Here is a 22,027-nt window from a genome sequence, read left to right as displayed (position 1 = left end):
GGTCCTCCAGGCGCACCCACCCGTATCCGGCCGGGACGGAGCGCGGCGTCCGGCCCGGATGGATCGCGGCCCGTCCGGGGCGGGCCGCGGCGGGCCGGGGAGCGGATCAGGCGACGGGTTCGTGGGGCCGGACGACCGTATCGGGCCCGGGGGACATCACGGTCTCGTGGCCGTCCTCGAACCGGACGCGGAACGGCGGCCCGCCGTGCTCGCCGAGCACCTCGACGACCTCGGCGACCCGGTCGTGGTGCCCCACCGTCCTGCCGTGCACCAGCAGCTTGTCGCCCACGTTCGCATGCATCGGGAGTGACCTCCTCGAAGCCGGGTGATGGTGGTGCCGTGTGCTTCCGAGTCTACGGCCGCCCCGCGGACGGCACCTCTGCTGTCCGGTCCTTCCCGTGGACCTCGGGAACCTCGTGCACCTCTGTGGTCCCGCTCCTCCCGTGGACCTCGTGAGCCTCTGCGGCCCCGGCCCTCCTGCGGACCTCGGGGACCTTGTGAGTCTCCACTGTCCCGACTGTCCCGACTGTCCCGACTGTCCCGGCCGTCCTGTGGACCTCACAGGTCACCGCCGTCCCGGACCTCCCGCGCGGAACGCCCCTCCGCCGTACCGTCCGGCCGCCCCTCAGGTGCGCGCCCGCTGGGTCACCGCGATGCAGACCAGCACCGCCACCGCGGCCACCGGGGCCGCCGGGGCCAGGTCCTCGCCCAGCAGGGCGACCGACCAGACCAGCGTCAGCAGCGGCTGCGCCAACTGCAACTGACTCGCCCGGGGAATGCCGATCGCCGCCATGCCCCGGTACCAGACGTACAGGCCGAAGAAGGCGGAGCCGCAGGCCACCCAGACCAGCCCGGCCACGCCCTGCGCGGTCAGCCGCACCGGCTCGTACGCCAGCGCCACCGCCGAACCCGCGACGGCGAGCGGCAGACAGAGGATCAGGGCCCAGCCCACGACCTGCCAGCCCGGCAGCTCCGCGGCCAGCCGTCCGCCCTCCGTATAACCGGCCGCGCACACCAGCAGGGCGCCGAAGAGATACAGATCGGCGGTCTGGAGCGCGCCGCCGCTCTGCTCCACGGTGAAGGCGATCACCACGGCGGCACCGGCCAGCGCCGCCAGCCAGAAGGCCCGGGAGGGGCGGCGGCCGGTGCGCAGCGCGGCGAAGACCGCGGTCGTCAGCGGCAGCAGACCCACCACCACCGCCGCGTGCGAAGTGCTGGACGACCGGAGCGCGAGGGTCGTCAGCAGCGGAAAGCCGATCACCACACCGCCCGCGACCACCAGCAGGGAACCCCAGTGGCGCCGCTCCGGCAGCGGAACCCGGAACGCCAGCAGAAAACCACCGGCGACCAGTGCCGCGAGCACACTGCGCAGGGAGACCAGCGACCAGGGGCCGAAGGAGTCCAGCCCCCACACGGTGGACGGAAAAGTGAGGGAGAAGGCGACCACGCCGGTGGCCGCGAGGGCCGTACCCGTCCGGTCCGCCGCCGCCGGGCCCCCGGCGGGGCGGGGAGCGGGCGGGATGTCGACTGCTATCGGCGCGGAAGCGATAGCGCTATTCTGTGCTCTCATGAACGAGAGTAGCAGTGTGGTCGAACTGGCCAATGCCCTGCGGAACGAACTCGACCGCTACTCGCCCGGTGGAAAGTTGCCATCGAGTCGCGCTCTGGTCGAGCGGTATCACGTCTCCCCGGTGACGGTCACCCGCGCGCTCGCCCGGCTCGCCGCCGAAGGCCTCGTCGTCACCCGGCCCGGAGCCGGCGCCTTCCGCGCCGAACGGCCGTCCGCGACCGCGCCCGCCGGGGACACCTCCTGGCAGGAGGTGAGCCTGAGCGCCGCCACCGCCGCCGAATCCGTACCCCGGTCGGTCGACGCCTCCGGAGTCCTCGCCACCCTCGCCGCGCCCCCGGCGGGCGTCATCGAACTCAACGGCGGCTACCTCCACCCCGCCCTCCAGCCCGAGCGGGCCCTGTCCGCCGCCCTCGCCCGCGCCGCCCGGCGCCCCGGCGCCTGGGGCCGGCCGCCCACCGACGGACTGCCCGAACTCCGGGAGTGGTTCGCCCGGGGCATCGGCGCCCCGCTGACCGCCGCCGACGTCCTGGTGACGGCCGGCGGCCAGTCCGCGCTCACCACCGCCCTGCGCGCCCTCGCCCCGCCCGGCGCTCCCGTCCTCGTCGAATCCCCGACCTACCCCGGCCTGATCGCCATCGCCAGGGCCGCGGGGGTCCGGCCCGTACCGGTCCCGGTCGACAGGGACGGCGTCCGTACGGAACTCCTCGCCGCCGCCTTCGAAGCCACCGGCGCCCAGGTCTTCGTCTGCCAGCCCCGCTTCCAGAACCCCACCGGCGCCGTACTCCACACCGACCGGCGCCCCGAAGTGCTGAGGATCGCCCGCGCCGCCGGCGCCTTCGTCGTCGAGGACGATTTCGCGAACCGCCTCGGCCACGAGGACGCGCCCCCGCTGCCGCGGCCGCTCGCCGCCGACGACCGGGACGGTGTCGTCGTCCACGTCGGCTCGCTGACCAAGGTCTGCTCCCCGAGCCTGCGCGTCGGCATGCTCGCGGCCCGCGGACCCGTACTCGAACGCCTGCGCGCCATCCATGTCGTGGACAGCTTCTTCGTCGCCCGCCCGCTCCAGGAGGCCGTCCTCGAACTCGTCGGAGCGCCCGCCTGGAACCGCCACCTCCGTGCCCTCGCCGCCGCGTTGAAGGGCCGCCGCGACACCCTCGCCGCCGCGGTCACCGGCACCCTCCCCGAACTCGCCCTCACCTCCGTCCCCTACGGCGGACACCATCTGTGGCTGCGGCTCCCGGACGGCACCGACGAACTCGCCCTGCACTCCGCGGCGCTGCGTGCGGGTGTGGCGGTCACGGCGGGGCGGCCGTACTACTGCGCCGAACCCCCGGCCGGATATCTGCGCCTGAGCTTCGCGGCCGTGGCGGCACCCGCGGACCTCACCGAGGGGGTACGGCGGCTGCGCACCGCCTACCGCGAAGTCCGGGGGTGAGGGGCGGACGGCGTCACGGCCGCCGGGCGGCCCGGCGAGGCGGCCCGCCGCTCGACGGCCCTGACGTCGCGGTCGTGGTCGTGATTGCGGCGGGGCGGTTGGTCCGTCCCTGCGTCAGGGGCCGCCGGGCCGGCGTTGCCCGGGTTCTCCGGCGCCGTCCGGGGGTGCCGCGCCGCCGGTCCGTCCGGCGCGCCGGTGGGCCGCGACCCGCTCCCGGGTCGCGCAGCGGCGGGAACAGTAGCGGCGGACGGGACCGCTGCCCTGCGTCAGGAAGACCTGCTCGCAGGCGGGGGAGGCGCAGATACCGCCGGGCGGCCGCTGCCGGTCCCAGACCAGGACGGTCAGCGCCAGGGACGAGGAGGCCAGCAGCCACTCGTCCCACGGTGCGTCGTCATGGCCGTCGAGGTGGGGGTGCCAGGGCGACTCGCCGCCGTGCGACGTCAGCCGCAGCGGTCCGGCGCTGAGCGGCAGCAGCGCGTTGAGCCGCTCCGCGGCCGTATCGACATCGTCCGCCGCGAACACCGTGCGCAGCTTCTCCGCCGCCTCGCGCAACCGGGCGACGTCCCGGCCGGACAGCTCCTCCGCCACCTGCTCGCCATGGGCACGCAGCACCGCGGCCACCTCGTCCGCCGCCGGGTCCCCGGGGCCGGACAGCGCATTGACGAGAGCAGCGGTACGGGCGGCGACCGCCGCCACGGAATGCCGCGCCGACCAGCCGTCGCGCCGGTTTCCGCCATCTGCCGGGGCGGGTGCGGGAGCGTCTGCCGAGACCATGCGGAGACCGTAGCGCATGTAACGCATCTGGTGAATGTTTGAGTTACCTGCGTAACGTGCTGCGCATGCAGAAGCGTTACGGATGGTGGTGCACCGACCTGCGGCGGAACGCCCGGAACCGCATCGGTCCCGCTCCGGCCGGCAGCCGCGTACCCCAGCACGGTCCACCGGCCCCGAACGACCCCGCCGAGCCGCGGGCCGGCCGCGATCGGCCCGGGGCCGTTCCCGACCGGGCGGCCGGGCCGGGATCGGCCGGGAACACCGGCAGCGCACGGGACGGGGCCGTCCCCGGCGACCGGCGGCCGTACGGGCTGGCGCGGTACACGGCAGGAGCGGTGGCCGCCCGCACCGGTGACGAGATGTCCGGGCCGGCCCTGCTGCTCGCCGGTCTCGCCACCACCGGTTCCGCCGTGACGGCGTCCACGCTCCTGGCGGCCGTCACCGTTGCCGCGGCGGCGGGCGGGCCGCTCCTCGGCGCCCTGTTGGACCGGTCGGCCCGCCCCGGCCGGCTCCTCGCCGGGGCCCTCGCCGGATACGCCCTCGCCCTCCTGGTGATCCTGCTCTGTCTGGGCCGGGTGCCCATCGGCCCCACCCTCGCGGTCGCCGTGCTCGCGGGACTCCTCGGGCCCGCCGTCGCGGGCGGCTGGACCTCCAGGCTCCCCGGCATCGTCCCGGCGGACCGGCTCGACCGGGCGAACACGCTCGACGCGATGACCTTCAACGCCGCCGGGCTCCTCGGCCCCCTCATCGCCGGGGGCGCCGCCCTGTACGCGGGCGCGGGCACCGCGGTCGTGGTCTCCGCGGCCCTGGTGGCGGCGGCGGTGCCCGCGGCCCTCCACCTCACCGGACCCCGGCCTCGCACCCTCCCCTCCGTCTCCCCCCACATCTCCGCCTCGGCCGCTGCCTCTACCTCCGCCTCCGCCTCGGCCGCTGCCTCTACCTCCGCCTCCGCCTCGGCCGCTGCCTCGGCCTCTACCTCCGCCTCCGTGAAGGCTTCCGTCCCCCCGGCCCCCTCCGGCCCGCCTCCCGCGCCCGCCCGGGAAGCGGGGTCCGCCGCGCCGCCCGACGCGTCCGCCGAGCGGCGCGGCGGACCGGCCGGGCAGGAGACCCTGCCCCGGCCGTCCGTCCGCACCGAACTGGCCGCGGGATTCCGGGCGATCGGGGAGACCGGGCCCCTGTCCCGGGCCACCGCTTCCTCCGTTCTCTCCTGCGCCGGCCAGGGAGCCTTCGTCGTCTGCGCGCCGTTCCTCGGGGCGCAGGTGCTCGGCGACGCCGGCCACGGGACGCTCCTGCTCGCCGTCGTCGCGGCGTCCGCCCTCGCCGCAAACGCCCTGTCGGCCCGCCGCCGGACGCCGCCGCCCCCCGAGGAGGTGCTCGCGGCGAGCACGGCCCTGCTCGCCGCCGCCCTCGCCCTCATGGCCACGTACCACCCCCTCGCCGTCGTCGCCGGTGCCGTCCTCCTCGGCGCGGGCGAGGGGCCGCAGCTCACCGCGCTCTTCGCAATCCGCCACCGGGAAGCGCCGGAACGGCTGCGCGCCCAGATATTCACCACCGGCGCCAGTCTCAAGATCACCGGCTTCGCGGTCGGTGCGGCCGCCGCCGGTCCCCTCGCCGCCCGCTCCCCGGCGATCGCCCTGACGGCCACCGCGATCGTCCAACTCCTCGCCGTCCTCCCCCTCTCCGGCCGTGGCCGCCGCCAGGAGGGAAGAATGGGACGACGAGACCGCGGCACGACACCCGTGACCGACACCCCGCCCGGGAGGCCACCATGCTCCACACCGACGATTTCGCCGACACCGGATGGGCCACGGTCCGCGTCGCCGGAGACCGGGAACTGACAGTCTCCTTCGACACCACGTCCGACACCACGTCCGGCACCGGTCCCGACACGAGGACCGGCGGCCCGTCCGCGCAGATCCTCGCCGCCCTGCTGCCCCGGGTGCGAGACCTCCTCGCGGACTTCGACACCGTCGGCCGTACCGCCGTCGACCACCTCTGGCGGTGGGGAGCGGAGCCGTCCGACACGGACGACGACCGGGCCGAGTTCCTCGCGACCATGCACCCCGCCGAACTCGTCGTCCGCGAGGACGGCGGATTCACCCTCCACTACACGGACACGGGCGGCCGTATGCTCGACGGCTACTGGCCCGCCGTCCACTTCACGCCCGACCGGACCCCGGCCGACGTCACCGTCGAATGCTGATCCGCCGGCCTCCCGCCGCCGCCCCGTCACCTCCACCGCCCCCCTGAGGCTCGGGGCCCCGGGCTGCCCGTCTGCGCCGTCGGCGGCTCCCGCCGTCCGGGCCGAACCACCCGCCCGGGGCCCCTTCGCGCGAGTGCCGGTGCGAGCGGCCGAGCCCGGCCGAACGGCCTCCGGTCCGGTTCCGGCGGCCATCCGGCGGAACCGATTTTGCGGCCCCTGCCGCTCCGTCGGACGATCATCGAAAGGAGAGGACCGGACCGACGCACAGGAGCGCGCGTGGACGACGGCGACCACCGGCCACCACAGCCGCACGGCACGGGGAAGCCCCCGGGGGAGCCATGCGGCGGACTGGACCGGCGGCGCTTCCTCGGTGCCGCGGCCGCGGGCGCGGCCGGAATCGTTACCGCGGCCACCGCCTGCGACACCGGCCCCGGAGGTTCGCCCGCCACCGCACCCCGGCGTGACCGCACCGGAACGGGTGAGAGCAGCGCGGCCGCCGAGCGAGCGGAACGCGACCGCCCAGGAGACGCCGGCTGGCGGATCACCTCCCAGGGTCCGCCCGACGCCGTCGAAGGCTATGCCGACCGCACCGCCGTGCCACCCGGGGGCGAATTCGGTCTGCACGTCTCCACCACCGCACCCGGATTCACCGTCTCCGCCTACCGCATCGGCTGGTACGGAGGCGCCCGCGCCCGCCTCGTCTGGCGCTCGGACCGGCTCCCCGGCCACCGCGCACCGGCCGCCCGCTTCCTCCCCGACACCCGGACCGTCCGGGCGGACTGGCCGCGCTCCACCACCGTCCGCACCGACGGCTGGCCACCGGGCGCCTATCTGCTGCGCCTCGACGCGGACCACGGCCACCAGCGCTACGTCCCCCTCGTCGTACGTTCCCCGAGCGCCGAGGGCCGCACCGTGGTGATGCACGCCGTCGCGACCTGGCAGGCGTACAACACCTGGGGCGGCTACGACCTCTACCGAGGCCGTGACGGCTCCTACGGCTCCCGCGCCTACGCCGTCTCCTTCGACCGGCCCTACAACGCCGACGGGGCCGAGAAGTTCCTGGCCTACGAGCGCGCCCTCGTCGTCCTCGCCGAACGGCTCGGCATCCCCCTCGCCTACACCACGGGACTCGACGTCCACCAGGACCCCGACGCCCTGCGGGGCGCCCGCGCCGTACTCTCCCTCGGCCACGACGAGTACTGGACACCGGAGCAGCGGCAACGGGTCACCGACGCCCGGGACGCCGGGACCAATCTCGCCTTCCTCGGTGCCAACTGCTGCTACCGGAGGGTCCGTCCGGAGGAGGGCCCGCCCGGCGAGCTGCGCACCGTCGTCTGCTACAAGACCGACTACCGCCGCGACCCCTATCTCGCCTCCCATCCCCGCTTTCCCACCAACGATTTCCGCCAGGATCCCGCCCCCGACCCCGAGTCCAGCCTCGTCGGCGTTCTCTACGAAGGCTTTCCCGTCGATGCGCCCTATGTCGTCCACAGCCCCGACCACTGGCTGTTCAAGGGCACGGGGGTACGGCGGGGAGACCGCTTCGACCATCTGGTGGGTGTCGAGTACGACCGGGTGATGGCCGATATGCCCACCCCCCGGCCGCTGGAGATCCTCGCCCACTCACCCCTGGTGTGCCGCGGCCGGCCCAGCCACGCCGACTCCTCCTACTACACCGCCCCGAGCGGTGCGGGAGTCTTCTCCTCCGGCACGATGCGCTGGGTCGAAGGACTGATGGCCGGGACCACCGAGAACGGACGCAACCACGCCATGGACGCCCGTACCGGAGACTTCACCACCCGGACCACGGAGAATCTGCTCCGCGCCTTCGCCGAGGGCCCGGCGGAGACCGTCCGGCCCCGCCCCGAGGACAACGTCGCTGCCGTGTACCCGGTCTGACGGCCCGGAGCCCGCCGCTCCGTACTCCGGGACGGTCGCTACCCCCGCCGCACCACCAGCCCCTCCACCTCGTACGACATCTCCGAAACGGCAGGATCCGGAGCCGGGTGATAACGCCCCGCGCAGACCGAGAGATTGACGATGAGATACGCCTGCCAGCGTCTCCCCACACCCCGGTAGTCCGCGTACACCCGCCGGCCGTTGACCCACCACACCACCGAGCGGGCTCCCAGCTCCACCAGCAGATCGATCCAGCCGCCGGGTTCGATCGCCGGATCCCGGTAGTAGCGCTGCCCGCCCCGGACCCGGTTCGACAGCTCCAGCAGATCGGGATTGTCCGGGTGGTACTCGAAGACGTCGATCTCCTGGCCGCCGTCGCGCCAGGTCCAGATCGCCGGCCAGGCCCCCATCTCCACCGGCAGCTTCACCCGCGCCTCCAGCACATCGCCCGCGCGCACCATGAAGCCCTGCTCACTGCCCTCCGTCGTGAGCAGCCCCGCGTCCCACTTGCCGTCCTCCCGCCGGGTCGCCCGGAACACCCCACCCCGGCTGTACGCGGGATCCTCCACCAGATGGTCCAGCTTGTTGTCCCCCGGATTCTCCGGACCGCCCCCCGGATAGGCCCAGGAACGCCCCGCGACCCACTGGGAAGCCGAAGCGAAGTCCGCGGTGAAGACCACCTCCCCGCCCCCCGGGCCGCCGCCCCCGCCGGGCAGCGGCCACCAACGCCTCAACCTCTCGAATCCGGTCACCAGCACCGCGCACCTCCCGTACAAACAGTCGATCAGTCCCCGATCCGGGTTCTGCCCGCCCCATCACCGCCCATGCCGAAGTCCTTACGCAATGACACGAATTGGTGACACAGGGCAACGGTGAGGTTTCCGGAAGCGTGTCGCGGCGCATGGCCGCAGGGGTACTCCAGCGGCCCCAGGTCGCCCTTCACCGCCCTCCGGATGATCGGCGGCCGGCCCCAGAGGGCCAGGAGTTCATTCGCCAGGCCCACGGTCGGCAGCGGATCCCGGCCGTAGTCCTCGATCCCGGCGGCGAGAAGACTCCGGGGAACGGCTCCCGCGTCCAGAAGGACCCGCCAGTCCGCGGGGCCGAGTTCGAGGAACTCCAGCCCGGTGAGACCGGCGATCTCCCGGGGGTCGGCGAGCGTCCCCGGATGCGCGGACAGCGTCCGCGGTCCGGGCAGCCCGACGACCGGGGCGAGACCGAACGGCGCCCCTCCCACACCCCGAGGGACAGCACCTCCAGCCCGGGGTGCGCGGCGGCCTCGACGCTCCGCAGGGACCGCTCGTTCACCCAGGCCACCGGCTCGGGACCGGGCTCCCGCACCGCGCCGCCCGCGCTGTGCCGGCCCGGCACCAGGTCCGTGAGGGAGTCGGCGACGAGCCCGGCGCCGATGTTCTCCTCGTGCGGAATGACGATGATCTGGCCGATGTGTCCCCCGCGCCCGGCGTCAGGTCGATCGCCGGCCGGTCCCCGCCACCGGTGTCCCCGAACACGATCCACCCCGGTGACCCGACCAGCCCCTGCACCGCGTCACCGGGCCGGGCGCCGACGCGTCCAGCGCGGCGGACGCCCAGGACCAGGGGCGGGACGACGGGTCCGCGATATGCACCCCGGTCCGGTTCGAGCAGCTCCCGGCCCACCGCCCGGAAGATCTTCGAAGCGGGCCCGTCCGCCGGGCGGGCCCGGGTGACCCGGTACAACGCCTTCAGCTCCGCGGGCAGCGTGGTCCCGATCCGCTCCTCCACGGCCGCGGGCTCCGCCTCCGTCGCCCCGACGGCATCGGGCAACCGCTCCCGCAGCGTCCGCTCCAGCAGCCCGGGATCCGCCGAAGGAGCCGCCACCGCCCCGGGTACGGATTCGGGAAGCCGGCGCCAGGGGGCGGGAACGGCCCCCTCGACCAGCAGCAGCACCCCCGGACCCGTACCCGCGGCCGCGGACTCCACCGCGGAACTCGGCCCGATCAGCTGGAGCACGGTCCGGCCGTCGGCCGCGATCTCCGCGCAGAACGAGACCTCTTCGGCCCCCACCGCCTCCAGCGCGCCCCGGACCCGGTCCACCGCGTCCATCTCGTCCTGCACGCCCTCGACCCGCGCCACCCCTCCCGGCCCCGGTCCGGGCCGCACCAGGTCCAGGCTCCACGAGCCCCGCCCGATGCGCCCCGCCACCCGAACCGGCGGCCCACCGCTCCGGGCCGCCCGGCCGGCACGGAGCAGCCGCAGCACCGGCTCCCAGGTCGAGAAGGCGTACACCGGCGCGGATGAAGGGATGTCGTCGATCATGCGCCGACCGTACGAGGCACCACTGACGCAACACCGATGCAAGACCGGCACACCACCGGCACCGCCGCCCGCTCCGGCAGTGTCTGCCGTTCGAGTGATTGCATAAAAGTTCGGCACTGCGTATAGTCATGCCATCGACGAGGAGGGTTCGATGGTGGTACGTGTCGCGGTAGCAGGCGCAAGCGGGTACGCGGGCGGGGAGCTGCTCCGGCTGTTGTCGGCGCACCCCGGTGTCCAGGTGGGTGCTCTCACGGCGCACTCGAACGCCGGGCAGACGCTCGGTGCGCTGCAGCCGCATCTCGTGCCCCTGGCGGACCGGGTGCTGCGGGAGACGACGGTCGAGGTGCTCGCGGGACACGACGTCGTCTTCCTCGCGCTGCCCCACGGGCAGTCGGCGGCCGTCGCCGAGCAGCTCGGCGACGAGGCGCTGGTGATCGACATGGGCGCCGACTTCCGGCTGGAGTCCGCCGCCGACTGGGAGAAGTTCTACGGCTCCGCCCACGCGGGGACCTGGCCCTACGGACTGCCCGAGCTGCCCGGCGCCCGCCCGGGGCTCGCCGGGGCCAAGCGGATCGCCGTGCCCGGGTGCTATCCCACCGCCGTATCGCTTGCGCTCTTCCCGGCATACGGGGCGGGGCTGGCCGAACCCGAGGCCGTGATCACCGCCGCCTCCGGCACCTCGGGCGCCGGAAAGGCCCCCAAACCGCATCTGCTGGGGTCCGAGGTCATGGGCTCCATGAGCCCCTACGGCGTGGGCGGCGGCCATCGGCACACCCCCGAGATGATCCAGAACCTCAGTGCCGTTGCAGGCCGGCCGGTCACGGTTTCCTTCACCCCCACCCTCGCCCCCATGGCCCGGGGCATCCTTGCCACCTGCTCGGTCAGAGCCCTTCCCGGGACAACCGCGGCGGACCTCCGGGCCGCCTATGAGAAGGCGTTCGTCGACGAGCCGTTCGTCCATCTGCTCCCCGCCGGGCAGTGGCCCGCGACCGCCTCCGTCTACGGGTCCAACGCGGCACAGGTGCAAGTTGCTCTCGACGAGGCCGCGGGCAGGATCATCGCCATCAGCGCGATCGACAACCTCACCAAGGGCACCGCGGGCGGCGCCGTCCAGAGCATGAACATCGCCCTCGGACTGCCCGAGGAGACCGGTCTCTCCGCGATCGGCGTCGCCCCATGAGGACCAGCGCCACCGCAACCGACACCGAAACCAGGAACACATCCGCGGCCGTCGCCGCCACAGAGGAGACCCAGTGAGCGTCACCGCAGCGCAAGGATTCACCGCCGCGGGCATCGCGGCAGGAATCAAGCAGAACGGCAATCCCGACCTGGCTCTCGTCGTCAACACCGGGCCCCGTCGCGCCGCCGCGGGCGTCTTCACCAGCAACCGCGTCAAGGCCGCTCCGGTCCTCTGGTCCGAGCAGGTCCTCAAGAGCGCCGCCGTCACCGCCGTCGTCCTCAACTCCGGCGGAGCCAACGCCTGCACCGGCCCTCAGGGCTTCCAGGACACCCACGCCACCGCCGAGAAGACCGCCGAGCTGCTCGGACACAGCGCGGGCGAGATCGCCGTGGCCTCCACCGGCCTCATCGGCACCCTGCTCCCCATGGACAAGCTGCTCCCCGGCCTCGACACCGCCGCCGCGCAGCTCGACGCGGACGGCGGGGAGAAGGCCGCCATCGCCATCATGACCACCGACACAGTCCACAAGACCGCCGTCCATCGGGGCGACGGCTGGACCGTGGGCGGTATGGCCAAGGGCGCCGGCATGCTCGCCCCCGGGCTCGCCACCATGCTCGTCGTCCTCACCACCGACGCCGACCTGGACTCCGCCACCCTCGACCGCGCCCTGCGCGACGCCACCCGGACCACCTTCGACCGGGTCGACTCCGACGGCTGCATGTCCACCAACGACACCGTGCTGCTGCTCGCCTCCGGCGCCTCCGGCACCACCCCCGGATACGAGGACTTCGCCGCCGGAGTGCGCACCGTCTGCGACGACCTCGCCCGCCGGCTCATCGGCGACGCCGAAGGAGCCTCCAAGGAGATCCGGATCGAAGTCATCGGCGCCGCCACCGAAGCCGACGCCGTCGAGGTCGGCCGCTCCATCGCCCGGAACAACCTCCTCAAATGCGCCATCCACGGCGAGGACCCCAACTGGGGCCGGGTGCTCTCCGCCATCGGCACCACCGGCGCCGCATTCGACCCCGACCGGCTCAATGTCGCCATCAACGGCGTCTGGGTCTGCAAGAACGGCTCCTTCGGGGAAGACCGCGACCTCGTCGACATGCGCTACCGCGAGGTCGGCATCACCGCCGACCTCTCCGCCGGATCCGAGTCCGCAGTGATCTGGACCAACGACCTCACCGCCGACTACGTCCACGAGAACAGCGCCTACAGCTCATGAACACCCGGAAGCACACCGCGCTCCCCAAGGCCCGGACCCTCATCGAGGCCCTGCCCTGGCTGACCCGCCACAACGGGAAGACCGTCGTCATCAAATTCGGCGGCAACGCCATGGTCGACGACGATCTCAAGGCCGCGTTCGCCCAGGACGTGGTCTTCCTCCACCACGCCGGACTCAAGCCCGTCGTCGTCCACGGCGGCGGCCCCCAGATCAGCGCCCAGCTCGACCGGCACGGCCTCGAAAGCGAGTTCAAGGCCGGACTGCGCGTCACCACCCCCGAAGCCATGGATGTCGTCCGGATGGTCCTCGCCGGCCAGGTCCAGCGTGAACTGGTCGGACTGCTCAACCAGCACGGGCCCCTCGCCGTCGGCATCACCGGCGAGGACGCCCACACCATCACCGCCACCCAACACCGGCCCACCATCGACGGCGAACTCGTCGACATCGGCCGGGTCGGCGAGATCAGCGCAATCGACACCGGAGTCGTCGAAGCCCTCCTGGAGAACGGCCGGATCCCCGTCGTCTCGTCGATCGCCCGCGCAGAGGACGACGGACATGTCTACAACGTCAATGCTGATACGGCGGCTGCGGCACTCGCTGCGGCGCTTGGCGCGGAAACACTGATGGTCCTCACCGATGTCGAGGGCCTCTACGAGGACTGGCCGAACAGCGACGAAGTCATCAGCAGACTGACCGCCACCGAACTGGAGAAGCTCCTGCCCGACCTCTCCAGCGGCATGGTCCCCAAAATGGAGGGCTGCCTCCACGCCGTACGCAACGGAGTGCAGACCGCACGCGTCATCGACGGCCGCGTCCAGCACTCCATCCTGCTCGAAATCTTCACCGACGAAGGCATCGGCACCATGGTCGTACCCGATGGACGAGCCACCCCCGGCACCCCGGGGAATCAGGGGGAAACAGCCGTATGACCACCAACCATGAGAACGTCCGGCGCTGGCGGGACGTCATGGCCGACAACTACGGAACCCCCGGACTCGCCCTCACCCACGGCGAAGGGGCCACGGTCCACGACGCCGACGGCACGGCCTACCTCGACTTCGTCGGCGGGATCGCGGTCAACGCCCTCGGCCACGGCCACCCCGCCGTCGTCCAGGCCGTCACCCGCCAGATCTCCGCCCTCGGCCATATCTCCAACCTCTTCATCGCAGAACCCCCCGTCACCCTCGCCGAACGGCTGATCCAGCTCTCCGGCCGCCCCGGCCGGGTCTTCTTCTGCAATTCGGGCGCCGAAGCCAACGAAGCCGCCTTCAAGATCGGCCGACTCACCGGACGCCGCCATATGGTCGCCACCCACGGCGGCTTCCACGGACGCACCATGGGCGCCCTCGCCCTCACCGGCCAACCCGTCAAACAACAGCCCTTCCTCCCGCTCCCCGGCGATGTCACCCATGTGCCCTACGGAGACGTCGAAGCGCTGCGCGCCGCCGTCACCGAGGACACCGCCCTGGTGATCATCGAACCCATCCAGGGCGAAAACGGCGTCGTCACCCCGCCCAAGGGCTATCTCACCGCAGCCCGCGACATCACCCGGGCCACCGGCACCCTCCTCGTCCTCGACGAAGTACAGACCGGCATCGGCCGGACCGGCCACTGGTTCGCCGCCCAGGCCGAAGGCGTCGACGCCGATATCGTCACCCTCGCCAAGGCACTCGGCGGCGGACTGCCCCTCGGCGCCACCCTCGCCTTCGGCCCGGCCGCCGACCTGCTGAAGCCCGGACAGCACGGCACCACCTTCGGCGGCAACCCCGTCGCCTGCGCCGCCGGACTGGCCGTCCTCGACACCATCGCGGCCGAAGGTCTCCTCGACGAGGTCAAACGGCTCGGTGAGAAGATCCGCAGCGGAGTCGAATCGCTGAACCACCCCCAGGTGTCCCATGTCCGCGGTGCCGGACTGCTGCTGGGTATCGTGCTCAAGGAGCCCCTCGCACCCCAGGTGCAGAAGGCGGCTCAGAGCGCCGGGTTCCTGGTCAACGTCCCCGCCCCCGATGTCGTACGGCTGATGCCGCCACTGACCATCGGAGAGGAGGCGGTGGACGCCCTCCTCCAGGCACTGCCCGGCATTCTGGACCAGGCGGAAGGAGAGAACGGGGAATGAGACGACGATGACCGAGGCGCGAGACAGTGCGGCACAGGACGCCAGGGACGCCCGCGATATCCAGGCGGCCGCGGTGGCAGGACAGATGGCCGAGGCCGGCGGACCCGCGGTACCGCAGACCCGGATGGCCCGCCACCGGCGGATCGTGGACATCCTCAACCGCCAGCCGGTGCGTTCCCAGAGCCAGCTCGCCAAGCTGCTCTCGGACAACGGGCTCAGCGTCACCCAGGCGACGCTCTCCCGGGACCTCGACGAACTGGGAGCCGTCAAGATCCGCAACACCGGCGGTGAGCTGATCTACGCGGTCCCCAGCGAAGGCGGCTTCCGGACCCCCCAGGCCCCCCTCGGAGAGTCCGCCAAGGAAGAGCGCATGCGCCGGCTCTCCGGCGAACTGCTGATCTCCGCAGAGGCATCGGCGAACCTGGTGGTACTCCGCACCCCACCGGGAGCGGCGCAGTTCCTCGCCTCCGCCATCGACCAGGCGGAACTGCACGACATCCTCGGCACCATCGCCGGGGACGACACCCTGATGCTGATCAGCCGGGACCCGGTCGGCGGCCAGGCGCTCGCCGACCATCTCCTCCGGCTCGCCCAGGGAGCCCGCTGACCACGGTCCGCCCACGGATCGCCGGCGGCCCGACGAAGCCTCGGGGCCCATGGCCGACACGCTCATCCACGCGTGACGGCCGTGGGCCCCGACTCCGTTCCCACGGCGATATGCGGCCGCCTTCCGGGATCCGCCCAGACCAGAATCCGTGCCATGTCCTCGGCCGGTACGGAAACACAGCCCGCCGTCGGACCCTCCCCGTTCACATGGAGGAAGATCCCGGCGCCCCGGCCGCGTACCGGCCGGTCGTAGTTGAAGCCGATGACCAGCCCATGGGCGTACTGAACGCCGTATTCGGCCATATGTTCCGCCTCCGCCGCCCGGCAGTCCGGCGGCAGGCCCTCCACCCAGCGGTTGTACTCGGTGGAGTCGTTGTCCTGGCACCAGTACGACCGGTCGGTCACCTGCCGGTACGGAAAACCGGCCCCCTCCGGAGCGGGCGAGATACCGAAGGCGTACGGCAGGTCGTACAGCCCCGTCGGAGTGGTCGACGTGCCCTGCACCCGCTCCCCGCCCGCCACCAGCCCGTTCGCCCCGAACCGTGCGGGCGCCGATCCGACCTCGGTCCACCGTCCGTCGGCCCCCCGGTCCCACCACACCACCCGGCCCGTCGTGGACCCCGTATCGGGCGCCACCGCGGTGATCAGCTGCGTACCTCCGCCGGTGTCCGCCATCCGCTCCGGCAGGGGAGCCTCTGGAGCCGGTCCGCCCGGTGCCGGTACCGCGGCGGACGGGAGTACCGCGAGTGGCGGGGGCGGCGGCGAGAACGCGACGCTCCCGGCCGTGAGCAGCAGCAGGACGGAGAGCGGAAGGAGGCGACGGCGCATGTCTCCCGACCGTACGCACACCTCGTGGACCCCGCGTCCGGAGCCGGTCCGTCCGGGCCCGTACACCGCCGAACGGGGGCGTTGACGAAACATACGGGATCATGCATACTTATGCCATCACCGAATGCATCGTTAAGGAGAAGCCCGTGACCGAGCGCGTCGTACTCGCCTATTCGGGCGGTCTGGACACCTCCGTCGCCATCGGCTGGATCGCCGAGGAGACGGGCGCGGAGGTCATCGCCGTCGCCGTCGACGTCGGCCAGGGCGGCGAGGACCTCGACGTCATCCGCAAGCGCGCGCTCGCCTGCGGTGCGGTCGAGGCCGAGGTGGCCGACGCCAGGGACGAGTTCGCCGACGAGTACTGCCTCCCGGCGATCAAGGCCAACGCTCTCTACATGGACCGCTACCCGCTGGTCTCCGCCCTCTCCCGGCCCACCATCGTCAAGCACCTGGTCGCCGCCGCCCGCAAGCACAATGCGGGCATCGTCGCCCACGGCTGCACGGGCAAGGGCAACGACCAGGTCCGCTTCGAGGCGGGGATCACCGCGCTCGGTCCCGACCTCAAGTGCATCGCGCCGGTCCGGGACTACGCGATGACCCGGGACAAGGCGATCGCCTTCTGCGAGGAGAAGCAGCTCCCGATCGCCACCAGCAAGAAGTCCCCGTACTCCATCGACCAGAACGTCTTCGGCCGCGCCGTCGAGACCGGCTTCCTGGAAGACATCTGGAACGCCCCGATCGAAGACATCTACGAGTACACCTCCAACCCCGCAGAGCCCCGTGAGGCCGACGAGGTCGTCATCTCCTTCAAGGAGGGTGTCCCGGTCGCCATCGACGGCAAGCCGGTCACCGTCCTCCAAGCCATCCAGCAGATGAACGAGCGGGCCGGAGCCCAGGGCATCGGCCGGATCGACATGGTCGAGGACCGGTTGGTGGGCATCAAGTCCCGCGAGGTCTATGAGGCGCCGGGTGCCATCGCCCTGATCACCGCCCACCAGGAGCTGGAGAACGTCACCGTCGAGCGCGAACTGGCCCGCTACAAGCGGCAGGTCGAGCAGCGCTGGGGCGAGATGGTCTACGACGGCCTGTGGTTCTCCCCGCTGAAGCGCGCGCTGGACGGCTTTATCAACGAAGCCAACCAGCATGTCACGGGCGATATCCGGATGACCCTCCACGGCGGCCGTGCCGTGGTCACCGGCCGGAAGTCCGAAGAGTCGCTCTACGATTTCAACCTCGCCACCTATGACACCGGTGACACCTTCGACCAGTCGAAGGCCCAGGGCTTTATCGAGATCTTCAGCCTCTCGGCGAAGATCGCCGCCCGGCGCGATCTGAACGCCTGATCCGTTCCACCCGGCCCCGCCTCCCTGCTCTCCGGGGGAGGCGGTGGCCCACGTCAGAGGAGTTCAAGCTGTGAGCAGCAACAACGGTGACGTCCGGCTCTGGGGCGGCCGATTCGCCGATGGTCCGGCCGAGGCCCTGGCCAAGCTGTCCGCCTCCGTCCACTTCGACTGGCGGTTGGCGCCGTACGACATCGCCGGATCCCGCGCCCATGCCCGGGTGCTCCACAAGGCGGGGCTGCTCACCCGTGATGAACTCACCCGGATGATCGCCGGACTCGACCAACTGGAGACCGACGTCGCCGACGGCTCCTTCACCGGCACCATCGCCGACGAAGACGTCCATACGGCACTGGAGCGCGGACTGCTGGAGCGACTCGGCCCCGAGCTGGGCGGCAAGCTGCGGGCCGGCCGCTCCCGTAACGACCAGGTCGCCACCCTCTTCCGGATGTACCTCCGCGACCACGCCCGGATCATCGGGGGGCTGATCGCCGAACTCCAGGACGCGCTGGTGGGCCTGGCCGAGGCCCACCCCGAGGTCGCCATGCCCGGCCGCACCCATCTCCAGCACGCCCAGCCGGTGCTCTTCGCCCACCATGTCCTCGCCCATGTGCAGTCCCTCTCCCGGGACGCCGAGCGGCTGCGGCAGTGGGACGAGCGGACCGCCGTATCGCCCTACGGCTCCGGCGCACTGGCCGGCTCCTCCCTCGGCCTCGACCCCGAGGCCGTCGCCGCCGACCTCGGTTTCGAGCGGGGCTCCGCCGGAAACTCCATCGACGGCACCGCCTCCCGCGACTTCGTGGCCGAGTTCGCCTTCATCACCGCGATGATCGGTGTCAATCTCTCCCGGATCGCCGAGGAGATCATCATCTGGAACACGAAGGAGTTCTCCTTCGTCACCCTCCACGACGCCTTCTCCACCGGCTCGTCGATCATGCCGCAGAAGAAGAACCCGGACATCGCCGAACTGGCCCGCGGCAAGTCCGGCCGGCTCATCGGCAATCTCACCGGGCTGATGGCCACCCTGAAAGCGCTGCCCCTCGCCTACAACCGCGATCTCCAGGAGGACAAGGAGCCCGTCTTCGACTCCTGCGACACCCTGGAAGTACTGCTTCCGGCCTTCACGGGAATGATGGCAACCCTCACCATCCACCGCGAACGGATGGAGGAGCTGGCCCCTGCCGGTTTCTCCCTGGCCACCGATATCGCGGAGTGGCTGGTGCGGCAGGGAGTGCCGTTCCGGGTCGCCCATGAGGTGGCGGGGGAGTGCGTCAAGGAGTGCGAGGCGCAGGGCATCGAACTCGACCAGCTCACCGATGCCCAGTTCGCCAAGATCTCGGAGCACCTCACCCCGGATGTCCGGAGCGTGCTCCAGGTCTCCGGCGCCCTCGCCTCCCGCAACGGCCGGGGTGGCACCGCCCCCTCCGCGGTCGCCGTCCAGCTGGCAGAGGTCAAGGCCGATCTGCTGATCCAGCACGCCTGGGCCGCCGCCAAGCAGTAGCCCCGCCAGGCAGTAGCCCCACCGGGCAGGAGCCGGTCCAAGTAGCTCCGCCAAGCAGGAGCCGCGGCAAACACGTGGCCCGTGGCAGCCGGAGCGGCCTCCGCTACCGGCCGCCACGGCCACCCATCACCTACAGCGCCGCCGCCCACTCCTCCAATGCCTCGAAATCCGGCCCCGTCAGCCCGATTCGATGGTCGATACGGAGGAGCAGGGCGGCGGTCAGGTGTTTCTGCTCCACGAACTCCCGGTCCAGCTCGGTGATCTCGTCCTCCACCCAGGCGAACGGCCGCCCCGCCGCATAGCCGAGCACATACTGCGTCTTCCAGAAGGTGCCGCGCGGCGACCGGCCGTGCATCACCGGCCAGTCGATGTACGGCAGCTCCGGCAGACCCAGCGGCGGAGCTATCCAACGGTTCGCCTCGCCCTTCCAGGTCGTCGCCCACACCAGCTCAAAGCGGTCCGCAAGCAGCAGCAGCTCGTCCCCGTGCCCCGGATTCAGCCAGACCCGCAGCGGCTTCTTCTCCCGCCAGCCCTCGGGCCGCATCCGATGGGTCCCATAGCCCGCCGGGCGCCGTTCCGGCTTCGCCCCGTACGGATTGAGCGGGCCGTCGACGTCGATCAGTAGCAGCGGCTTCATCACCACATCCTTCCAGGAATCGACCCCTCGCGCGGGGCATCGAACTATCGAATGAGACATTCATGTCTCATGTCGGTTAGTCTTGTCTCATGACTGTTGATCGTGAGCAGGTTCTGCGGGCTGCCGCCGCCCTTCTCTCCCGGAAGGGCAGCGCGACCATGGACGAGGTCGCCCGGGCGGCCGGGATCGGCCGGGCGACCCTGCACCGGCACTTCGCCGGGCGGGACACCCTGGTGCGGGCGCTGGAGGACTACGGGCTGCGGGAGCTGGAAACGGCGATCGAAGCCGCGAAGCTCGACGAGGGCAGCGCGGCCGATGCGCTGCGTCGGCTGGTGGCGGAGTCCGAGCGCTGCGCCCATCTGCTCTCGTTCCTGATCACCGAGAACCAGCTCTTCGAGGGCGAGGACGTCCACGAAGGCTGGCAGCGGGCGGACCGGCGCATCGTGGCGCTGGTGCAGCGGGGCCAGGAGGAGGGGGTGTTCCGGATCGACCTCACGGCGGCGTGGATCACCGAGGCCCTCTTCGGGCTGGTCAGCTCGGCCGCCTGGGCCGTCCAGTCCGGCCGGATCGCCGCCCGCGACTATACGTTCATGATCACCGAGCTGCTGCTCGGTGGTGTCACCCGACGGAGTGTGGAGAAGTGACCGGTACCGTCCGCCTGACGAAGACGAAGACGGAGGAGATCATCAAGGCCCCCGGCCGCTGGGTCGCCCTGGGCGTCCTGGTACTGGCCGTACTGCTGGTGGCGGTCGACGCCACTGTACTCGGTCTGGCCACCCCGTATCTGAGTGAGGATCTGCGGCCTTCGGGTACCCAGCTCCTGTGGATCGGTGACGTCTACTCCTTCGTCATCGCCGGTCTGCTGATCACCATGGGCAGCCTGGGTGACCGGATCGGCCGGAAGAAGCTGCTGCTGACGGGCGCGGTCGCGTTCGGCGCGGTCTCCGTCCTCAACGCCTATGCCACCAGTCCCGAGATGATGATTCTCGCCCGTGCCCTGCTCGGTGTCGCCGGTGCGACCCTGATGCCGTCCACGCTGGCGCTGATCCGGAACCTCTTCCACGATCCCCGGGAGCGGAGTATCGCGGTCGGCATCTGGGGCGCGGCTGCCTCCGCCGGTGCCGCGGTCGGCCCGCTGGTCGGCGGTGTGCTGCTGGAGCACTTCTGGTGGGGCTCGGTCTTTCTGATCAACCTGCCGGTGATGGCGCTGCTGGTCGTCATCGGTGTGAAGCTCCTCCCGGAGTCGCGCAACCCCAACCCGGGTCCCTGGGATCCGATCAGCGTCGTCCTCTCCCTCGTGGGCATGATCGCCTCGGTGTACTCCATCAAGGAGCTGGCCGTGCACGGCTTCGGTGCCGGGGCGCTGCTGGCCGGGGCCCTCGGAGCGACGGCCCTGGTGTGGTTCGTCCGTCGGCAGCTCATCCTGCCGTCGCCGCTGCTGGATGTCCGGCTCTTCCGGAACCGGGGCTTCTCCGGTGCCGTACTGGCGGATCTGCTGACCATCCTCGGCCTTTCCGGGCTGGTGTTCTTCCTGTCGCAGTTCCTCCAGCTCGTACAGGGCCGATCGCCGCTGGAGGCCGGTCTGATCGAACTGCCCGCGGCGATCGGTGCCGTGGGAGCGGGTCTGCTGGCCGGTTTCGTGGCCCGCCGGTTCTCCGTCCGGGGCACCGTCGCCGGTGGTCTGGCGGCCGTCGGCGCCGCCCTCGCGGGCTGTACGGTGCTGAGCGCGAGCACCGGCGCCCCCGCGATCGGTGCCGCCCTGTTCGTCGGTGGTCTCGGTGCGGGATTCGCCTTCACCGTGACGGCGGACGTGATCCTCTCCAGTGTGCCCAAGGAGCAGGCCGGTGCCGCATCCGCGGTGTCGGAGACCGCGTACGAACTGGGTGCCGCCCTCGGCATCGCCGTCCTGGGCTCGGTCGTCACCGGTGTCTACCGTGGCTTCACCGTGCCGGAAGGGGTGCCGGCGGACGTGGCGGAGGGGGTCCGTGACTCTCTGGGCGGGGCCGCCGAGGCCTCGGCGGCGCTGCCGCCGGAGCAGGGCGCGGAGCTGCTGTCCGCCGCCCGGGACGCCTTCGCCGAAGGTTTCCATGTGGCCGGCGCGGTCGGTTCGGCGGTGCTGTTCGCGACCGCCGCGGCGGCCTGGTTCCTGCTGCGGGGCCAGAAGCTGGAGGACGGCGTCGAGCACCCGTGACGCCGTAGCCTTCCGACGGACGAACGAACGGACGAACAGGCAGAGAGACAGACGGACGGACAGAGGGCCGGGGGGGGGGGGGCCCCCGGGGGGCGGGGCGCCGCGCGGGGGGGGGGGGGGGGGGGGGGGGGCGGGCGGGGGGGGGGGGGGGGGGGGGGGGGGGGGGGGGGGCAGGGCTTTGCGGTCGAGTTTGCCGTTGGTGGTGAGTGGGAGGGTGTCGAGGGTGAC

The 22,027-nt window shown here is 72.0% G+C and carries 21 protein-coding genes; 13 read left to right on the top strand and 8 right to left on the bottom strand.

What is annotated here, in order from left to right; translation table 11 throughout:
- Nucleotides 1-106: 106 nt before the first annotated feature.
- Complete coding sequence (locus tag ACIQ9E_RS13930; protein ID WP_006350254.1) at nt 107-301, bottom strand: DUF1918 domain-containing protein; 195 nt, start codon at nt 299-301, stop codon at nt 107-109.
- A 324-nt stretch (nt 302-625) separates the two neighbouring features.
- Nucleotides 626-1,570: a DMT family transporter gene (locus ACIQ9E_RS13925; protein ID WP_403706517.1), complete on the bottom strand. Its 945-nt coding sequence runs from the start codon at nt 1,568-1,570 to the stop codon at nt 626-628.
- Here ACIQ9E_RS13925 and ACIQ9E_RS13920 point away from each other — a divergent pair.
- Nucleotides 1,569-3,005 carry a PLP-dependent aminotransferase family protein gene (locus tag ACIQ9E_RS13920; RefSeq protein ID WP_403706516.1) on the top strand — a complete coding sequence of 479 codons (1,437 nt, stop codon included), beginning with the start codon at nt 1,569-1,571 and terminating at the stop codon, nt 3,003-3,005. The genes ACIQ9E_RS13925 and ACIQ9E_RS13920 overlap by 2 nt on opposite strands.
- A gap of 114 nt (nt 3,006-3,119) precedes the next feature.
- On the opposite strand, the gene ACIQ9E_RS13915 is transcribed toward ACIQ9E_RS13920, so the two are convergent.
- The gene (locus ACIQ9E_RS13915) at nt 3,120-3,779 is read right to left on the bottom strand and encodes a CGNR zinc finger domain-containing protein (RefSeq protein ID WP_403706514.1); all 660 of its coding nucleotides are present in this window, start codon (nt 3,777-3,779) and stop codon (nt 3,120-3,122) included.
- 65 nt (nt 3,780-3,844) lie between these two features.
- On the opposite strand from ACIQ9E_RS13915, the gene ACIQ9E_RS13910 reads away from it, so the two are divergent.
- The 3 genes from ACIQ9E_RS13910 to ACIQ9E_RS13900 all read left to right on the top strand — a co-directional run bounded on the left by ACIQ9E_RS13910 (nt 3,845) and on the right by ACIQ9E_RS13900 (nt 7,881).
- On the top strand, nt 3,845-5,617 hold the full coding sequence (locus tag ACIQ9E_RS13910) for an MFS transporter (RefSeq protein WP_403706512.1): 1,773 nt from the start codon (nt 3,845-3,847) through the stop codon (nt 5,615-5,617).
- On the top strand, nt 5,548-5,982 hold the full coding sequence (locus ACIQ9E_RS13905; RefSeq protein WP_403706511.1) for a hypothetical protein: 435 nt from the start codon (nt 5,548-5,550) through the stop codon (nt 5,980-5,982). Before ACIQ9E_RS13910 ends, ACIQ9E_RS13905 begins: the two co-directional genes overlap by 70 nt.
- 276 nt (nt 5,983-6,258) lie before the next feature.
- On the top strand, nt 6,259-7,881 hold the full coding sequence (locus tag ACIQ9E_RS13900; protein ID WP_403706509.1) for a N,N-dimethylformamidase beta subunit family domain-containing protein: 1,623 nt from the start codon (nt 6,259-6,261) through the stop codon (nt 7,879-7,881).
- A gap of 38 nt (nt 7,882-7,919) precedes the next feature.
- Here the strand turns inward: ACIQ9E_RS13900 and ACIQ9E_RS13895 are convergent, their stop codons facing one another.
- The 3 genes from ACIQ9E_RS13895 to ACIQ9E_RS13885 form a co-directional block, all read right to left on the bottom strand.
- Complete coding sequence (locus tag ACIQ9E_RS13895; RefSeq protein WP_403706831.1) at nt 7,920-8,561, bottom strand: beta-glucanase; 642 nt, start codon at nt 8,559-8,561, stop codon at nt 7,920-7,922.
- A 104-nt stretch (nt 8,562-8,665) separates the two neighbouring features.
- Entirely contained in the window at nt 8,666-9,115 is a 450-nt protein-coding gene (locus tag ACIQ9E_RS13890) for a hypothetical protein (RefSeq protein WP_403706507.1), read from the bottom strand.
- Between the two features lie 67 nt (nt 9,116-9,182).
- Nucleotides 9,183-10,175, bottom strand: coding sequence for an SMI1/KNR4 family protein (locus ACIQ9E_RS13885; RefSeq protein WP_403706506.1), 993 nt, complete (start codon nt 10,173-10,175; stop codon nt 9,183-9,185).
- A 151-nt stretch (nt 10,176-10,326) separates the two neighbouring features.
- Between ACIQ9E_RS13885 and argC the strand changes: the two genes are divergently transcribed.
- From argC to ACIQ9E_RS13860, 5 genes are all read left to right on the top strand, one after another.
- Complete coding sequence (gene argC, locus ACIQ9E_RS13880; protein WP_403706505.1) at nt 10,327-11,355, top strand: N-acetyl-gamma-glutamyl-phosphate reductase; 1,029 nt, start codon at nt 10,327-10,329, stop codon at nt 11,353-11,355.
- A gap of 73 nt (nt 11,356-11,428) precedes the next feature.
- Nucleotides 11,429-12,580 carry a bifunctional glutamate N-acetyltransferase/amino-acid acetyltransferase ArgJ gene (argJ, locus tag ACIQ9E_RS13875; protein WP_403706504.1) on the top strand — a complete coding sequence of 384 codons (1,152 nt, stop codon included), beginning with the start codon at nt 11,429-11,431 and terminating at the stop codon, nt 12,578-12,580.
- Nucleotides 12,577-13,509 carry an acetylglutamate kinase gene (gene argB / locus ACIQ9E_RS13870; RefSeq protein ID WP_403706502.1) on the top strand — a complete coding sequence of 311 codons (933 nt, stop codon included), beginning with the start codon at nt 12,577-12,579 and terminating at the stop codon, nt 13,507-13,509. The genes argJ and argB overlap by 4 nt, the downstream gene beginning before the upstream one ends.
- A complete protein-coding gene (locus ACIQ9E_RS13865) occupies nt 13,506-14,696 on the top strand; it encodes an acetylornithine transaminase (protein ID WP_403706500.1) in 1,191 nt (396 codons plus the stop codon). The genes argB and ACIQ9E_RS13865 overlap by 4 nt, the downstream gene beginning before the upstream one ends.
- A gap of 85 nt (nt 14,697-14,781) precedes the next feature.
- The gene (locus ACIQ9E_RS13860; protein ID WP_403706829.1) at nt 14,782-15,303 is read left to right on the top strand and encodes an arginine repressor; all 522 of its coding nucleotides are present in this window, start codon (nt 14,782-14,784) and stop codon (nt 15,301-15,303) included.
- 62 nt (nt 15,304-15,365) lie between these two features.
- On the opposite strand, the gene ACIQ9E_RS13855 is transcribed toward ACIQ9E_RS13860, so the two are convergent.
- Nucleotides 15,366-16,130: a L,D-transpeptidase gene (locus ACIQ9E_RS13855; protein WP_403706498.1), complete on the bottom strand. Its 765-nt coding sequence runs from the start codon at nt 16,128-16,130 to the stop codon at nt 15,366-15,368.
- A gap of 146 nt (nt 16,131-16,276) precedes the next feature.
- Here ACIQ9E_RS13855 and ACIQ9E_RS13850 point away from each other — a divergent pair, with 146 nt between their 5' ends.
- Nucleotides 16,277-17,473, top strand: coding sequence for an argininosuccinate synthase (locus ACIQ9E_RS13850; protein WP_403706496.1), 1,197 nt, complete (start codon nt 16,277-16,279; stop codon nt 17,471-17,473).
- A gap of 70 nt (nt 17,474-17,543) precedes the next feature.
- Entirely contained in the window at nt 17,544-18,971 is a 1,428-nt protein-coding gene (gene argH, locus ACIQ9E_RS13845; RefSeq protein WP_403706494.1) for an argininosuccinate lyase, read from the top strand.
- A 130-nt stretch (nt 18,972-19,101) separates the two neighbouring features.
- Here argH and ACIQ9E_RS13840 read toward each other — a convergent pair whose 3' ends face one another.
- Nucleotides 19,102-19,608, bottom strand: a complete 507-nt coding sequence (locus tag ACIQ9E_RS13840; RefSeq protein WP_403706492.1) for a hypothetical protein — start codon at nt 19,606-19,608, stop codon at nt 19,102-19,104.
- A gap of 89 nt (nt 19,609-19,697) precedes the next feature.
- Between ACIQ9E_RS13840 and ACIQ9E_RS13835 the strand changes: the two genes are divergently transcribed.
- Nucleotides 19,698-20,252 (top strand): TetR/AcrR family transcriptional regulator, encoded by a 555-nt coding sequence (locus ACIQ9E_RS13835; protein WP_040916805.1) that lies wholly within the window; start codon nt 19,698-19,700, stop codon nt 20,250-20,252.
- The gene (locus ACIQ9E_RS13830; RefSeq protein ID WP_403706491.1) at nt 20,249-21,799 is read left to right on the top strand and encodes an MFS transporter; all 1,551 of its coding nucleotides are present in this window, start codon (nt 20,249-20,251) and stop codon (nt 21,797-21,799) included. Before ACIQ9E_RS13835 ends, ACIQ9E_RS13830 begins: the two co-directional genes overlap by 4 nt.
- The last annotated feature ends 228 nt before the right edge of the window (nt 21,800-22,027 follow it).

Source organism: Streptomyces sp. NPDC094448, from assembly GCF_044763775.1.
Classification (GTDB): Bacteria; Actinomycetota; Actinomycetes; order Streptomycetales; family Streptomycetaceae; genus Streptomyces.
This window is presented reverse-complemented; position numbering and strand designations above follow the sequence as displayed.

What these genes read in the sequence shown, in the direction of transcription:
- ACIQ9E_RS13930 (WP_006350254.1), bottom strand. Translation starts at nt 301, where the DNA reads ATGCATGCGAACGTGGGCGACAAGCTGCTGGTGCACGGCAGGACGGTG.
- ACIQ9E_RS13920 (WP_403706516.1), top strand. Translation starts at nt 1,569, where the DNA reads ATGAACGAGAGTAGCAGTGTGGTCGAACTGGCCAATGCCCTGCGGAAC.
- ACIQ9E_RS13925 (WP_403706517.1), bottom strand. Translation starts at nt 1,570, where the DNA reads ATGAGAGCACAGAATAGCGCTATCGCTTCCGCGCCGATAGCAGTCGAC.
- ACIQ9E_RS13915 (WP_403706514.1), bottom strand. Translation starts at nt 3,779, where the DNA reads ATGGTCTCGGCAGACGCTCCCGCACCCGCCCCGGCAGATGGCGGAAAC.
- ACIQ9E_RS13910 (WP_403706512.1), top strand. Translation starts at nt 3,845, where the DNA reads ATGCAGAAGCGTTACGGATGGTGGTGCACCGACCTGCGGCGGAACGCC.
- ACIQ9E_RS13905 (WP_403706511.1), top strand. Translation starts at nt 5,548, where the DNA reads ATGCTCCACACCGACGATTTCGCCGACACCGGATGGGCCACGGTCCGC.
- ACIQ9E_RS13885 (WP_403706506.1), bottom strand. Translation starts at nt 10,175, where the DNA reads ATGATCGACGACATCCCTTCATCCGCGCCGGTGTACGCCTTCTCGACC.
- argC (WP_403706505.1), top strand. Translation starts at nt 10,327, where the DNA reads ATGGTGGTACGTGTCGCGGTAGCAGGCGCAAGCGGGTACGCGGGCGGG.
- argB (WP_403706502.1), top strand. Translation starts at nt 12,577, where the DNA reads ATGAACACCCGGAAGCACACCGCGCTCCCCAAGGCCCGGACCCTCATC.
- ACIQ9E_RS13865 (WP_403706500.1), top strand. Translation starts at nt 13,506, where the DNA reads ATGACCACCAACCATGAGAACGTCCGGCGCTGGCGGGACGTCATGGCC.
- ACIQ9E_RS13860 (WP_403706829.1), top strand. Translation starts at nt 14,782, where the DNA reads ATGGCCGAGGCCGGCGGACCCGCGGTACCGCAGACCCGGATGGCCCGC.
- ACIQ9E_RS13855 (WP_403706498.1), bottom strand. Translation starts at nt 16,130, where the DNA reads ATGCGCCGTCGCCTCCTTCCGCTCTCCGTCCTGCTGCTGCTCACGGCC.
- ACIQ9E_RS13840 (WP_403706492.1), bottom strand. Translation starts at nt 19,608, where the DNA reads ATGAAGCCGCTGCTACTGATCGACGTCGACGGCCCGCTCAATCCGTAC.
- ACIQ9E_RS13835 (WP_040916805.1), top strand. Translation starts at nt 19,698, where the DNA reads ATGACTGTTGATCGTGAGCAGGTTCTGCGGGCTGCCGCCGCCCTTCTC.